The 14,397-nt window shown below is 73.5% G+C and carries 10 protein-coding genes; 3 read left to right on the top strand and 7 right to left on the bottom strand.

The window, feature by feature from the left end; genetic code table 11:
* Both PSED_RS35500 and PSED_RS11150 read right to left on the bottom strand, forming a co-directional pair.
* A complete protein-coding gene (locus PSED_RS35500) occupies positions 1–1,860 on the bottom strand; it encodes a rhodanese-like domain-containing protein (protein ID WP_013674343.1) in 1,860 nt (619 codons plus the stop codon).
* Positions 1,857–2,621: an alpha/beta hydrolase gene (locus PSED_RS11150; protein ID WP_013674342.1), complete on the bottom strand. Its 765-nt coding sequence runs from the start codon at positions 2,619–2,621 to the stop codon at positions 1,857–1,859. Before PSED_RS11150 ends, PSED_RS35500 begins: the two co-directional genes overlap by 4 nt.
* A gap of 417 nt (positions 2,622–3,038) precedes the next feature.
* Between PSED_RS11150 and PSED_RS11145 the strand changes: the two genes are divergently transcribed.
* Both PSED_RS11145 and PSED_RS11140 read left to right on the top strand, forming a co-directional pair.
* On the top strand, positions 3,039–3,902 hold the full coding sequence (locus PSED_RS11145) for a LysR family transcriptional regulator (protein ID WP_013674341.1): 864 nt from the start codon (positions 3,039–3,041) through the stop codon (positions 3,900–3,902).
* Positions 3,903–4,094: 192 nt separating this feature from the next.
* Positions 4,095–6,353 carry a molybdopterin-dependent oxidoreductase gene (locus PSED_RS11140; protein ID WP_013674340.1) on the top strand — a complete coding sequence of 753 codons (2,259 nt, stop codon included), beginning with the start codon at positions 4,095–4,097 and terminating at the stop codon, positions 6,351–6,353.
* A gap of 10 nt (positions 6,354–6,363) precedes the next feature.
* Here the strand turns inward: PSED_RS11140 and PSED_RS11135 are convergent, their stop codons facing one another.
* Genes PSED_RS11135 through PSED_RS11125 form a run of 3 tightly spaced genes read right to left on the bottom strand, consistent with a single transcriptional unit; the run spans position 6,364 to position 9,871 of the window.
* Positions 6,364–7,443 (bottom strand): LLM class flavin-dependent oxidoreductase, encoded by a 1,080-nt coding sequence (locus PSED_RS11135; protein ID WP_013674339.1) that lies wholly within the window; start codon positions 7,441–7,443, stop codon positions 6,364–6,366.
* Complete coding sequence (locus PSED_RS11130) at positions 7,440–8,648, bottom strand: acyl-CoA dehydrogenase family protein (RefSeq protein WP_013674338.1); 1,209 nt, start codon at positions 8,646–8,648, stop codon at positions 7,440–7,442. Before PSED_RS11130 ends, PSED_RS11135 begins: the two co-directional genes overlap by 4 nt.
* Positions 8,645–9,871 carry an LLM class flavin-dependent oxidoreductase gene (locus PSED_RS11125; protein WP_013674337.1) on the bottom strand — a complete coding sequence of 409 codons (1,227 nt, stop codon included), beginning with the start codon at positions 9,869–9,871 and terminating at the stop codon, positions 8,645–8,647. The genes PSED_RS11130 and PSED_RS11125 overlap by 4 nt, the downstream gene beginning before the upstream one ends.
* Positions 9,872–9,951: 80 nt before the next feature.
* Here PSED_RS11125 and PSED_RS11120 point away from each other — a divergent pair, with 80 nt between their 5' ends.
* On the top strand, positions 9,952–10,575 hold the full coding sequence (locus tag PSED_RS11120; RefSeq protein WP_013674336.1) for an NAD(P)-dependent oxidoreductase: 624 nt from the start codon (positions 9,952–9,954) through the stop codon (positions 10,573–10,575).
* An 86-nt stretch (positions 10,576–10,661) separates the two neighbouring features.
* Here PSED_RS11120 and PSED_RS11115 read toward each other — a convergent pair whose 3' ends face one another.
* Complete coding sequence (locus PSED_RS11115; protein WP_013674335.1) at positions 10,662–12,779, bottom strand: NtaA/DmoA family FMN-dependent monooxygenase; 2,118 nt, start codon at positions 12,777–12,779, stop codon at positions 10,662–10,664.
* Positions 12,780–12,823: 44 nt separating this feature from the next.
* Entirely contained in the window at positions 12,824–14,356 is a 1,533-nt protein-coding gene (locus PSED_RS11110) for an ABC transporter substrate-binding protein (RefSeq protein WP_041759516.1), read from the bottom strand.
* Positions 14,357–14,397 lie beyond the last annotated feature (41 nt).

The raw sequence follows: 14,397 nt of genomic DNA, 5'->3' as shown, positions 1-14,397 counted from the left end.
TCAGCTCCCGTCCGGATCGGGGCCCACCGCGACGGGTCGTGCCGGGTCGGACGACCATGCCGACCAGGAGCCGGGGAACAGCGCTGCCGGGATGCCTGCGGCCGCCAGTGCGGCGATCTCGTGGGCGGCGGTGACACCGGACCCGCAGTAGACGCCGACCGGCCCCTCCCCCAGCTCCGCGACCCGTGCCCGCAGTTCCGCGGCCGGGCGGAACCGGCCGTCGGGTGCGAGGTTGTCGCCGGTGGGGGCGCTGACCGCGCCGGGGACGTGCCCGGCGCGCAGGTCGATCGGCTCGGTCTCGCCGCGGTAGCGCTCGGCGGCGCGGGCGTCCAGGAGCAGCCCGCTGCGGGCGAGGTCGGCGGCGCCGTCGGCGTCGAGGACGGGCAGGTGGCCGGGGCTCAGCTCGACATCGCCGGTGCCGGGCTCGGGCACGGCGCCGGTCTCGACGGGCAGCCCGGCGGCGACCCACGCCCCCAGCCCACCGTCGAGGAGCCGGACGTCGGTCAGCCCGGCCCAGCGCAGCAGCCACCACGCACGACCGGCGGCGAGCCCGCCCGTGGCGTCGTAGGCGACGACCGGCCGGCCTGTGCTCACCCCCCAGCGGCGACCAGCGTCCTGCAGGTCCGCGATGTCCGGCAACGGGTGACGGCCCGCGAGCGGGTCCCCGACGGGTGCGGCGAGCTCGGTGTCGAGGTCGACGTAGACCGCTCCGGGGAGGTGCCCGTCGCGGTGGTGCTCGCGACCGTGGGGGTCGCCGAGTGCCCACCGGACGTCGAGGAGCACGGGCGGGCGTGGGCCCGCCAGCTCGGCGGCCAGCGCCGCGGCGTCGACGAGGACGTCGAGGCGCGGGAAGGTCGCGCGCAGGTCGTCGTCGCCGAGGGAGCCGGCCGTGGTGCCCTCCCGTTCGGCGCGCCGGATGCGCGCGAGCGCGGCGGCGTTGTGCGGGGCGTCGACGCCATGCAGGCGTGCGAGCAGCACGATCTCGCCATTGAGGAAGTCGGACTCGAGCGAGGCGCCACGCTGCAGGCTCTGCCACGTCGAGCGGCCTGCCGGCGGGCGGCCCGGGATGGGACGGCTGACGAACTGCGACAGGTCCAGCGTCGTGTCGGCGGGGAGATCGGCGGCGAGCCGCCCGGCCGCGGCGTAGACCTCCCGCGCCTCGGCGCTCAGCGCCGCGGCGACCCGGTCGCGCAGCGGGCTCGGGCGGTACAGCGCGTCCAGGGCGTTGACGACGATCCCGAGCAACTTCCCGGCCTTCCACCGCGGGATGTCCTCGACGACCTCGACCAGGTGCCGCGCCGCGCGCAGGTCGTCCGCGATCGGGGCGAGGCGGGCGTCGTGGCCTCCCGGGAACCTGCCGACCCACACGATCCCGACGGCCGGCGCCGCGGGCGACTCGACCTCACCGGGCACGAGGTAGGTCGAGGGCGACCAGACGGCGGCGCCGTAGACGGTGGCGAAGCGGCGCAACGCCACCAGCTCGGTGTCCAGGCCGTTCTGCAGCACGAGGACCGGCAGCGACTCGGCCGCCGACAGCCCGCCCTTGACCGGACGCCACGCCCAGTCGGCGATCGTCGACTCGGCGTCCTGCGCCTTGGTGGCCAGCACGAGGACGTCACCGGCGCGCAGGTCGACCTCTGCCGGACCAGCCGCGACCGGGACGTCGACGACGTGCTCGCCGTCCGGGCGCAGGTAGCGCAGCCCGCCCGCGCGCAGCGCATCGAGGTGCGCCCCGCGCGCCACGAGCACGGTCGCGATGCCGGCGGTGTGGAGTTCGGCGGCCAGGGTCGCACCGACCGCGCCGGCGCCGATCACGACGTAGCGACGCTCTGCCGCAGCGGTCCCCACGGATGCGGTCATCGCAGCGTCACCCCGCGGGCGATCGCCGGCGCGTCGGTACCGAGCCGCAGCCGTTCGAGGAACAGCACCACGGTGGCCGCGGCGGTGCGGTGGGTCTGGTCGTTGAGCACGTCGTGGCGGCCGCCGGCGATCCCGACCAGCTCGGCCGTGGGCGTCCCGGCGTACCAGGACGCGGCGGCGGCGAACGGGCTCACCGCGTCGGCCTCGCCGTGCAGACCCAGGACGGGCACCGTGATCGAGGAGCTCTGTGCCCGTTCGAACCAGGAGCCGGGGACCCGCCCGGCGAGCGCCCCACGGCGCACGGCGTCGTCGTTGCGGAGGCGGCCCTGGTGCGCCGGGCAGGAGGTCCGCGCCGCCAACTCGTCGTCCCAGCTCACGGCCAGCGGCGGGTCGTCACGGGACGGCAGTCCGACGAGAACAACTCCGTCGACACCGGTCCCGATGCCGCCTGCCGCGACGAGACCGGCGGCGTAGAGCGCCCCCGAGTCCGAGCCGACCAGTACCCGAGGGTGCGGCCCGACCTCACCCGATGGGTCGGCTGCGAGCAGGGCCTGGATCTGCCCGGTCGACCGCTCCTCGTCGAAGGTCGGGTCCGAGACGGCCCAGACCCGGTACCCGTCGGCCGCGACCCGACGGCCGAAACGCTCGTACACTCCGGCGTGCTCGCCGCGGCCGGGAACCACGACGACGGTCCCGCGGGGCGCGATGCCGTCGGGCTCGCGCCACGACGCGACGACCGGTACTGCTCCGGCGACAGTCACTTGGATCAACCTCTTTCGACAGGTCGGACCACCACGGCACGCGCGGCGGCGCGGCACGACGGTCGCCCGTGGTGGGAGAACGGGAACGGACGCGCGCCGGTCGGCGTACGTCGGGAGGAAGGTCGCGCGCAGGCCGGTCAGGCGGTCACGCGGCAGCGGGGCGACAGATCGCGGAGTGCACGGTGCCGTGGTCGATGACCCGGCGCTGCGTCAGCCCCTCATGATCCTCGCGGCGACCGGTGCGTGGACCAGTCGGTGCACCCGGCGACACCTCGACAGCCGGCAGCGGCCGGGTGCCGTTCGAGGGTGCCGTGCTCCGCATACGACGAGACAACCCGAGGCCCGGGCCGCTGTCCAACGACGAATTCGCATCACAATCGATCACGAGACGCGATCGGTCGGTGTTAGCGTCGCGGAATGGCCGTCCCCACCGTCGTTCTCGACATCGTCGCGCTGCGCAGCCTCGTGGCCGTGGCCGACTGCGGGGGCTTCCACCGTGCCGCCGAGCACCTCGTCCTGTCCCAACCGGCGGTCAGCCAGCACGTCCGACGCCTGCAGAAGGCCGTCGGCCGGCCGCTGGTCGAGCGCGTCGGCCGCCACAGCCGGTTCACCCCGGAGGGTGAGGCTCTCGTCGGTGAGGCCCGACGGATCATCGCGGCGCACGACGAGGCGTTGCGCCGCATCGGGGTCGGCGACACGCGCGCGTCGATCGTGCTGGGGACGACCGAGCACGCGGCCGACGAGCTGCTCGGTCTCGTGTCGGGCGCGGTGAGCGAGGTCTTCCCCGACTCCGCGGTCCGCTTCCGGCTCGACCGCAGCGACCGGCTCAACGACGCCATCGAGCGCGGCACGCTCGACCTCGCGATGTACATCGGCGACGTGCGGGGGTCCGACAGCGTGTCGGCGGGCTCCCTGCCACTCACCTGGTATGCGGCTCCGGGCTGGCGCAGGCCCCCACCGGGGTCGCCCATCCCGCTCCTCGTGATCGACAGCCCGTGCACCATCCGGCGACGCGCCCTGGAGACATTGGCCGACAACGCGTTGTCAGCGACGGTGGTCGGCGAGGCCGCCTATCTCGCCGGGGTGCTCAACGCCGCGCGCGCCGGTCTCGGAGTCGTCCTCCTGGCCGGTTCGGGCGGCGTCCCGGAAGGCCTCGAACGGCGCGACGACCTCCCCCCGGTACGGCCGGAGCCGCTGCACCTGCGTGCGAAGCCAGGCTCGGACCCGCGCCTGCGCGACGCCGCGGCCCGGGTACTGGGCACGATTCTGGTCCCGGCCTGACGATCCTGGTCCGGCGGCGCCCGACCGATCACGTGCACTGATCGGTCGTGATGCGAAATCGTCGTTGGACGCTCGGCACCGGGTCGGGTTGGCTCGGACAGTGCCGTTCCCACTCCCGCAGCCCCTGACCCACCGGCCCGTCGCCGTGGCGAGCTGTCGCGGCCGGCGCGGAGGGGGAACGGCGGCGGGCTGATGCCCCAGCCGCACAGCACGCACTGGGGCTCGTTCCTCGGTGAGGTCACCGCCGCCGGGCTCCGGGTCACGCCCCGCGCGGCCGATCCCGAGCCGTCCCCGTTGCTGCGCAACGTGCCTGCGGCCGTCGACCATGCCGCCCGGGTTCGCCGTCCCACGGTCCGCCGGGGCTGGTGGGAGGACGGCCCGGGTCCCGACGACCGGCGCGGCCGGGACGGGTTCGTCGAGGTCGGCTGGGACGAGGTGCTCGACCGGCTGGCGGGCGAGCTCGCCCGGGTCCGCGACGCCCACGGCCCGGAGGGGGTCTACGGCGGCAGCTACGGCTGGGCCAGCGCCGGCCGATTCCACCACGCCCAGAGCCAGGTGCACCGCTTCCTGAACCTGGCCGTCGGCGGGTACGTGCGCTCGGTCGGTGACTACAGCGGGGCGGCCGCCCAGGTCGTGCTGCGGCACGTGCTCGGGCCGTCGGAGCTGGTGTCGAAGGGGACGGTGACCTGGGACCAGGTCGCCACGCACACCGACACGGTCCTCGCGTTCGGCGGGATGAACCTGAAGAACAGTGCGGTCGGTGCCGGCGGGATCAGCGCGCACGTCGAACGCGCGGCGATGACCGCGGCCGCGCGTCGCGGTGCCGTCTTCGTCAACATCGGGCCGCTGCGCTCCGACCTGCCCGACGGGATCGGCGCCCGCTGGTTGTCGGTACCACCCGGGTCGGACACCGCGCTGATCCTCGGGCTGCTGCACACCCTGGTCACCGAGGACCTGCACGATCGCGACTTCCTGGCGCGGTACAGCGTGGGCTGGGACTCGCTGGCGGAGTACCTGTGGGACAAGGACGCCGGGTGGGCTGCTGCGATCACGGGGGTGCCGGCCGGGGAGATCCGGGAGCTGGCCCGACGCGCTGCGGGCGGGCGCACCCTCGTCACCGTCGCGCAGTCGTTGCAGCGCGCCGAGTTCGGCGAACAGCCGGTATGGGCCGCGGTGGCGCTGGCCGCCGCACTCGGCCAGATCGGCCTGCCCGGCGGCGGATTCTGCTACGGCCTGGGCTCCATCGGGCACTACGGGCGCACCCGGGTGGCCGTGCCGATCGCCGCGGTGCCGCAGGGCCGCAACAGGATCGACCTCTCGATCCCGGTCGCGCGGGTCGCGGACATGCTGCTGCACCCGGGCAAGCCCTACGACGTGGACGGGCGACGCTCGACGTACCCGCACGTGCGGTTCGCCTACTGGGTGGGTGGCAACCCGTTCCACCACCACCAGGACCTGGGACGGCTAAGCCGAGCCGTCCGGCGGCTCGACACCTTCGTCGTGCACGAGCCGGTCTGGACGGCGACCGCCCGGCACGCCGACGTCGTGCTCCCGGCGACGTGGACGATCGAGCGCGACGACATCGGGGCGAGCGCGTTCGACCCGGTCATGACCGCGATGCACCGGCTCGTGGACCCGCCCGGTGAGGCCCGCGACGACTACGCGATCTTCGCCGCGCTCGCCGAACGGCTGGGTGCGGGACCCGCGTTCACCGAGGGCCGCGACGCACGCGCCTGGTTGGAGTGGCTCTACGCGAGGATCGCGAAGGGGCTGGCCGACGAGGGCCTGCCCGCGCCGTCGTTCGACGAGTTCTGGGCCGCGGGTGAGCTGGAGCTGCCGCAGGTCGAGGACCGCGGCGGGATCATCGGGGCCTTCCGGGCGGACCCGGTCGGCCACCCGCTGCCGACACCGTCGGGCCGGATCGAGCTGTTCTCCGAGACCGTGGCCGCTTTCGGGTACGCGGACGCTCCCGGCCACCCGGTTTGGCTGGCGCCCACCGAGGTCCCCGACCCGCGGCACCCGCTGTGGCTGGTGGCCAACCAGCCCTCGACCCGGCTGCACTCGCAGCTCGACTTCGGGGCACACAGCCTGGCGCACAAGGTGAACGGTCGGGAGGTGGCGCGGATCCACCCTGCCGACGCGGCCGCCCGGGGCATCGCCGACGGCGACGTCGTGACGCTGTTCAACGACCGGGGCGCCTGCCTCGCCGCCGCCGCGGTCACCGACGGCGTCCGCGAGGGCGTCGTGCAGCTACCGACGGGCGCGTGGTTCGCTCCGCTCGACCCCGCCGCCGAGCACCCGTTCTGCGTGCACGGCAACCCGAACGTCCTGACCCGTGACCGCGGCACGTCGTCGCTGGCCCAGGGGTGCACCGGCCAGCACACGACGGTGCAGCTCGCACGGCACGAGGGGCCCGTGCCGCCGGTCCGCGCGCACGAGCCTCCCGTCTGACGTACCGGGTTCAGCCAGGTGCCCAGCCGAGCGCCGGGGCGACCTCGCGGGCCAGGTCGGTGATCAGCCGGACGTTGGCATCCAGGCCGAACGCCGGCGGCAGGAAGAGCACGATCTCGTCGGCGGCGGCCAGGCCCGGATCGGCGAGCACCGCGGCGGCGACGCTGTCGGGGTCACCGTGATGGACCGGGCTGATCGACATCCCGTCGGGCAGGTCGGCCGAGATCACCGGCTCAAGGGCGCCCCGCGGGCGCGATGCCGCCATACCCTCGGTGCGCCGCTGCAGGTCGTAGGCAGCGTAGGTCTCCCGCAGCGCCGCCGTGGTGCCGGGCAGGATCGACGCCGCGACGGCGACGGGGGGCGGTTCGGTGCCGCGCTCGGCCCGCCACGTCGTGCGGTAGGTCTCGATCACCCTGGCCTGGTACTGCGGGAAGCTCTCCCCCGGTTCGAGCCCGCGCAGCACGGTGCCGACGATCAGCCCGAGCCCGAGCCGCGCGGCCTCCGACGCCGACCCGGCGCTCGCCGCACCGTGTCGGAGCCGCCCACGCAGGCCCGGGCTGTGCGGGGTGACCCGGATGGGCGTCCCGACGGGAGCGCCCTGCCCCGGACCGTCGACGACGTGCAGGGTCTCTCCGTCGACGGCTGCGAGGAACCGCTCGAGCCGGCGCCGGGCCTCGGTCCGCGCATCGGTGGAGACACCCCCGAAGATCGGGTCCCAGCCGGCGAGGCTCCCGGTGGCCAGCGCGAGCTCGAGGCGTCCGCCGACGAGCAGGTCCGTGGTGCCGGCCGCCTCGGCCAGCAGGATCGGGTCCTGGTACCGCATGGGGATCACCGCGGAGCCGAGCGCGATCCGCTCGGTGTGCTGCCCGACCGCGGCGAAGAACGGCAGCGGTGAGGACAGGTAGTGGTCGAAGTGACGTTGGTAGGCCCAGGCGGACTGGTACCCGAGGGCCTCCGCGGCCCGGTAGAGCGCGATGCCGTCGCGCAGGCCCGGCCCCGGCCCGGCGTCGTCGGTCCAGGAGACGCGGGTGTTGAACCCGAGCCGTGTCGTCACACGCTGCTCCGGCAGCTCGACGGCCGTCGCGGTCATGAGGTACCCCCTGTGGTCGGGACGAGCAGCCGGCGACCGGCAGCGAGCAGCGCGGCGTCCTCCTGCGGCGGATGGACCCGCACGCACAGCACGTCGCGCAGATGCCGTTCGAAGGGCAGGTGCCGGCTCAGCGCCGGGTTGCCGAGCGCGGCGACCGCCGTCTGGACGGCGGCGACGGCCGAGCGGCCGATCTGCACCTTCAGCAGGGACAGCTGGGGAAGGTGCCGGGTGTCGCCGGCCTCGATCCGCAGGAGCGTCCCGTAGAGCAGCGCCTCGGCCTGCGCGATCTGGGCGTCGATCTCCCCGGCGACCGCCTGGATGCGCTCGGTCTGCGCGATCGGCGTGCCGAGCGCCGTCGGGACGCGGTCGCGGGCGAACCGGACGAACGCCGCCCGGGCCGCGCGGGCGACACCGACGTACAGGGCGGGGTAGCCGAAGCTCGTCGGGCTGGTCGCGGACGCGAGGTCGCGGTAGACGCCGTCGACGCGTGGGAGCTCGATGAAGGCGTCGACCGGGACGCGTACGTCGTCGTAGACGACGTCGTGGGTGTTCGACGCGCGCAGCCCGAGGTGGTCCCACGTGTCGACCCACGTGATCCCGGCTGCCTCGCCAGGCACGACGACGTGCCCGACGCGTGGCCGGTCCGGGTCACCGTGCGGCTCGTCCGCCACGGCCCAGACGACGTGGTAGGCCAGCGCCGTGCCGCCGGTCGCGTAGGCCTTGCGCCCGGACAGCGACCAGCCGTCGGCGGTGCGGCGGGCGACGGTGGCGGGCAGACCGCCCCGGGCGGGCGCGCCCAGCTCCGGCTCCGCCCGGATCGCGTTGACGAGGGCAGGACCGTCTGCGCTGCGCCGCAACAGGTCCGCGTAGGCGGCGGCAGGCCAGTGCCCGGTGGCGGCGTGAGCGCCGTGGATGGCGAGGGTGTTCGCGGCGAGCAGTGCGACCGACGGGTCGCCCTCGCCGAGCGCGACGAGGATTCGCGCGACGTCGAGCGGGGACGCGCCGGGCCCTCCGTCGCGTTCGGCGACGGTCGCCGTGAGCAGGCCCGCCCGGTGCGCCACCTCGATCCCGCGGGTGGGGATCGCGGCGCTGCGGTCGTACTCCGCCGCGGTGGCGGCGACCTCGGCGGTGACCTCGGCGAGGCTCTCGTCGGACAGGTCCGGCGTCGGGAGGGTCAGGGGCGCGACCGACGTGGACGCCGTCACCGGACACCGGCCAGGGCGTCGGCGTCGAACCCGGGAGCGAGCGCACCCTGGTGCTCGACCTGCAGGCTGCCGCGCTGTCCGGTCGCCTCGCGATGCGCCAGCTCCTGACGGACGAGCGGGATGACGTGCGTGCCGTAGTCCCTGGCGTCGGCCAGGTTGTCGTAGCCGCGGATCGAGACCAGGTCCGCACCGAGGTCGATGTAGTCGAGGATCGCCGCGGCGACCGTCTCCGGCGTACCGACGAGCGCCGTCGAGGCCCCGCCGGCGTTCGTCGCGGCGGCCGTGCGGGTCCACAGTGCACGGTCGTACACGTCCGCGCCTGCTGCGAAGTGCAGGGCCCGCTGCGAGCCGACGTTCTGCGGGGTGCCGGAGCCGGTCAGCGAGCGCAGGCCATAGGTGCCCTCGCGGAAGGTCCGGCCGATGCGCTCGGCATAGTCGTACGCCTTGCGCCAGGCCAGTTCGTCGGTGCGGTCGACGATCGGCCGGAAGGTGACCCAGATCCGCGGGCGGGGACGGCCCGCAGCATCGGCGATGGCGTGCACCCGGTCGATCTGAGCCCGGATGTCGGCCAGGGGCTCACCCCAGAAGCTGAAGACGTCGGCCTGCCGACCGCCGATCTCGAATGCCTCGTCGGACTGGCCCCCGATCGAGATCGGGATGGTGTCCCCGTGAGGACGCAGGCCGGGGCCGAAGTCGTCGAAGCGGTAGAACTCGCCCTCGTGACTGAACGCCGCCGGCTCCGTCCACGCCCTGCGCAACAGGTCGACGAACTCCGACGTGCGGGCGTAGCGACGCTGTTTGGGCAGGTAGTCGCCCTGCCGGGCCTGCTCGGCATCGTTGCCGCCGCTGATGAGGTGCACGACCGCCCGGCCCTCGGTGAGCTGGTCGAGGGTGGCGAGTTGCTGGGCGACGACGAGCGGGAACGCCGTGTTGGGCCGGACCGCGACAATGGGGCGCAGCCGCTCGGTGAGCTGCCCGACCGCGGACGCCGCGACGAACGAGTCGGGACCGCCGGAACCGTAGGGCAGCAACGTGTAGTCGTAGCCCGCCTCCTCCAGGGTCCGGACGTAGGTGCGGAAGAAGGCCGGGTCGATCCCGCGCGTCGGGACGGGGTTCAGCTCCGTCGACGGGTTGAGGTGCGACTGGCTGATGAACTCGACCTTCCGCGCCGCCGTGGGCGGGATGGCGTGGTCGAGGCCGGGCGACGATGTCGGCGCAGGCATTGTGGTCTCCTCGAGGAACATCGGGGTGCCACAGCGGCGCGGTGCCGCGGGCTCCCCTCGGGTGTGAGGGATGGAGTCGCGTGAAGATTGCTGTTCTCGGCGCCACCGGTCCGACCGGCCTCGCCTTCGTCGACTCCGCCCGCGGGCGCGGGCACGCGCTCACCGCGCTCGTGCGTGGAGCCGGACGCCTCGACGACGGGCCGGGCCTGCACGTCGTGCTGGGCGACGCGCGCGACGCCGCGGCGGTCGAGGAGATGGTGCGCGGGCAGGACGTCGTGTTCGTCTCGCTCGGGCTGTCCGCGGGCGGCGCGGCCGACGAGACGGTCACGGTGTGCACCGACGCGGTCCGCCACCTCGCCGCGGTGCTGCCACCGGACGGGCCGCGAGTTCTCGTGATGAGCACCCACGGTGTCGGCGACAGCAACGACGGCTCGCCGTACGTGACGCGGCTGTGGGGGCTGATGGGCGAACGCCTGCGCGACAAGGAGACCATGGAGGCCGAGCTCGTCACGTCCACCCTGGACTGGACGGTCGTGCGCGCACCGCGGATCACCGACGGCCCCGCCACCGGGCGGTACCGGATCGCACCGCGGCTCGCCGTCCCCGCCGACGGGCACGTCGGCCGGGCCGATCTCGTCGCGTTCCTGCTCGATGAGATCGAGACCCCGGCCCACCCGCGGGAGCTGCTCTCGATCGCGTACTGAGGCCGCCGGCTGCGGACGGGTTCGTCCGCACCCGGCGCACGCCCCTGCCGGGTGCGCCACCACCCCCGAGGAGACACCCGGTGAGATCACGCCGAGCCCGGTGCGGCGGCCGGCACGTGCTCCGACACCCAGTCCGTCACGAGCGCGGCGACGGCGTCCTGGCTCTCGTAGAAGGTGTGCGTCGCCCCCGGGATCACGACGACGCGTGATCCCGCCGGCAGCAGGTGCTCCCCCGCGGCCGTGACCGCGGCGAGGGCCTCCTCCTGGTCGCCGGTGTCGCCGTGGATCACCAGCACCGGGACGCCCACCGCCCCGAGCAGCTCCTCCTGGGTACCGGTCGCGCCGAGCTTGGGGCGTTGCCGGTTGACCACGACGTGCGTGCGCGTGAGCGAACCGTCGACGCGTAGCCGCACGTCCTCGTCGCGGTACCAGGCCGCGAGCTGCTCGTCGTCCAGGAACGGGTAAGGCGCGTCCCCGTTGCCGGCGCCGGTGAGGGCGCCGGTCAGGACGAGGGTCGCGACGCGCGGCCGCAGCGGGGCGACCCGCAGCGCGATCGCCGAGCCGAGGCTCTGCCCGTGCAGGATCTGGCGGGTCAGCCCGAGCGCATCCAGGTGGTCGAGTGCGGTGTGCGCGTCGTCGAGCAGTCGGTCGGCGTCGACGACGTCCCCCTCCGAGGACCCGAACCCGCTGAGGTCGATGCGCAGCACCGCGTGCCCGAGCGCGGAGTACTCGTCGGCGAGCCGGTCGAAGCGGCCGCCGGCGCGTCGGTCGGAGAGGAACCCGTGCAGCAACAGCACCGCGCTGTCGCCCGTGCCGGGCGTGAACGTGGCGGCGAGCCTGCCGCCCCACCGGCTGGTCAGCTCGAGGTCGGTGTCGGTCCTCGTCGTCATGCCAGCCCCAGGTTCTCGCGCAGTGTGGTGCCCGTGTACTCGGTGCGGAACACCCCGAGGCGCTGCAGGTGCGGCACGACGGCGCGGCCGAACTCCTCGAACGACCCCGGGGAAATGGGTGGGCGTGATCAGGAACCCGTCGGCGGCGCCCGACGTGAAGTACGCCGCGAGCTCCTCCGCGATCTCCTCACCGGTCCCGACCACCTGCGGGGTCAGCTCGCTGGTGGAGAACTCGACGCCCGCCTCCGCGATCGTCACCCGGTCGCGACGGGCGCCGAGCAGCTCGTCGAGTTGGACGATCGCTCGGCTCTCCGTCTGCCCGTCGGTCGCGCGCTCCTCGATGACGTCGACGTAGCGGGCGTCGAGGTCGACCCCGGCGAGGTCGACCCGCGCGAAGTGGCTGAAGAACCGGACGCCGGACTCGGGTGTGATCCGGGTCCGCAGGAAGTCCCGCCGCGCCAGCGCGATCTCCTTCGTCTCCCCGATGATGGGTTGCACCGCGGCGAACAGGCGGATCCGGTCGGCGTCGCGCCCGGCAGCGCGGGCCTTGCCCTTGAGATCGTCCTTCTTGGCCTGCATGTCGGCGCGGGTCCGCTCGATCGCGAAGATCACGTCGCCCCAGCGAGCCCCGAACGTACGCCCGCGCTGGGAGTCGCCCGCCTGGATGATCACCGGGTGCGTCTGCGGGCTCGGAGGCAGGTTCAGCGGGCCCCGAACCGCGAGGTACTTGCCCCGGTAATCGGGCACGGTGATCCTCGCCGGGTCGGCGAAGAGCCCCGACTCCTGGTCCTGCACGAGCGCGTCGGCCTCCCAGGCCCGCCACAGCGCGAGGACCGCCTCGACGTACTCGTCGCCGCGGTCGTAGAGCTCGGCGCCGGAGAGCTCCTCGACGTGCGGGAAGTTCAGGTAGTTGCCGGGGCCGTGCGACTGGATGACGTTCCACGCGACCCGCCCGCCCGACAGGTGATCAAGGCTGAGCAGCGTCCTGGCCAGGTTGTAGGGCTCGTTGAAGCTGGTGGACAGGGTGACGCCGACGCCGAGGTGCGTGGTGACCGCGGCGATCTGCCCGGCCACCTGGGCGGGGTCGTGCTTGATGGAGTTGGAATGCCCGTGCCGGGTGAAGTCCGGGTTGTGGCTCACCGTCTCGGGTATGAACGCGAGATCGAACTTCGCGGCCTCGAGCGTGCGGGCGGTCTGGTGCAGGAAGTCGCGCCCCAGCCAGTCGCGGGTGGAGTAGGGATGGCGCCAGGCGCCGGCGTAGTGGCCGCTCGGGAACGGCACGTAGCCGCCGAGGAACAGTTGGCGTTCGGTCATGATGCCGCCTTCGTCGGAGGGATGGAGATGCCGTGTGCGGCTGGCTATGGCTGCGCCGCCCTGCCGACCTGCTGGGCGTAGAGGTAGCGGTTCGGCTTGGGCGTCCACTCCAGTCCCTTGGACACGACGCCGGTGAAGGGCGACGGGTAGAGGAAGATCGCGTGCGCCTGCGAGTAGGCGTTCTCGATGGCCTGGTTGACGTAGGTCGTCTTCTCCGCCTCGGTCGCGGCGTTCTGGGCCTTCGTCGTCAGCTCGTCGAACTCCGGTGCGCGCAGGTGGCTCTGGATGTGGTCACTGCGGAAGGGGCCGAAGTTGCCCGTGACGTCACCGCGGAACGAGCCGCCCCACATGATGTAGTAGAGGTCGGCCGCCGCGTCGTCGGGCCCGTACTGGCTCTGCAGCCAGGCCGGGAACGGCTGCTGCGTGATCTTCAGGGTGACGCCGACCTTCGCCCACTGGGCGACGATCGCCTGGGTCGCCGCGTCCTGGGAGACGTAGGTGCCGCTGGAAAGGGCGACGGTGAGCGTCAGACCGGTGGCATGACCCGCCTCGGCCAGCAGCTGTTTGGCCTTCTCCGGGTCGTAGGGGTAGGCGCGCACCGACGGGTCCTGCGGCTGGTACGGCTCGTAGACGACCTGGCCCGGCAGCGGCTGGACCGCGCCCTGCAGCAGGCTGTTGATGATCGTGGTCTTGTCGGTGGCGTAGTTCAGCGCCTGCCGGACCCGGGGGTCGGCCAGCGGAGTGCCCGTCTTGCGCTCGTTGATCGCGAGCGTCAGCGGCTGGGTGCCGACGCCGAGGATGGTGTCGTAGGTGTCGGAGTCCTTGAACTGCGCGAGGTCCAACGGGTCCAGGTTGAGGATCAGGTCCTGCTCCCCCGCCCGCAGCGCGGCGACGCGCTGCGCCTCCGAGGCCAGCACCGTGTACTTGACGTGGGCGAACGCCGGCTTCGTCCCCGCGTAGAAGGTGTTCAGCGACAGGGTGGCGCCGTTCTCCTGGTCGAGCTTGTCGAGCTTGTACGGGCCGCTGCCGAGCGCCTCGTTGTCGAGGTTGTGCGACTGGGCGAACACCGGCTGCACGATGAAGATCGTCCACAGCCGGCCCGGCAGGTCGAGCGCGGGCTGGGACAGGTTGAACTGCAGCGTCGAGTCGTCGATCTTCGTGACCGACTTCAGGTACTTGCGCAGCGGCGCCCCGGAGGTGCCCTTGTAGTCGGGGTTGAGCAGCTGTTGGAAGTTCCACACCACGTCGTCGGCGGTGAGCGGCGACCCGTCGGAGAACTTCGAGTCGGTCCGGATGGTGAACCGCCACGTCAGCGGATCGGTGCTGGTCCATGCCGTCGCGAGGCCCGGCTCGACCGAGAGATCGGGGGCGATCCGGGTGAGCGACTCGTAGATGGATCCGACGATGGAGCCCGAGGAGTCGGGCGAGCCGCCCTTGTGCGGGTTGATGCCGGTGATCTGGCGGGAGAGCCCGAGCCGGAGCTCGTCGCCGACCTTCGGTGTGTCGGCGCTGCCGGCCGCGCCACCGCAGGCGGAGAGGACGGTCGCGAGCACCGCCGCGATCGCGAGAGCGACCACGACGGCGGGCCTGCGACGGACGGATGGTCTGTGGGTCACGG

The sequence above is a fragment of the Pseudonocardia benzenivorans CB1190 genome, assembly GCF_000196675.2.
Taxonomy (GTDB): Bacteria; Actinomycetota; Actinomycetes; order Mycobacteriales; family Pseudonocardiaceae; genus Pseudonocardia; species Pseudonocardia benzenivorans.
This window is presented reverse-complemented; position numbering and strand designations above follow the sequence as displayed.

Excerpts from the sequence above, each read along its gene's own strand:
- PSED_RS11140 (WP_013674340.1), top strand. The coding sequence starts at position 4,095 with ATGCCCCAGCCGCACAGCACGCACTGGGGCTCGTTCCTCGGTGAGGTC.
- PSED_RS11115 (WP_013674335.1), bottom strand. The coding sequence starts at position 12,779 with ATGACCGAACGCCAACTGTTCCTCGGCGGCTACGTGCCGTTCCCGAGC.
- PSED_RS11125 (WP_013674337.1), bottom strand. The coding sequence starts at position 9,871 with ATGCCTGCGCCGACATCGTCGCCCGGCCTCGACCACGCCATCCCGCCC.
- PSED_RS11135 (WP_013674339.1), bottom strand. The coding sequence starts at position 7,443 with ATGACCGCGACGGCCGTCGAGCTGCCGGAGCAGCGTGTGACGACACGG.
- PSED_RS11145 (WP_013674341.1), top strand. The coding sequence starts at position 3,039 with ATGGCCGTCCCCACCGTCGTTCTCGACATCGTCGCGCTGCGCAGCCTC.
- PSED_RS35500 (WP_013674343.1), bottom strand. The coding sequence starts at position 1,860 with ATGACCGCATCCGTGGGGACCGCTGCGGCAGAGCGTCGCTACGTCGTG.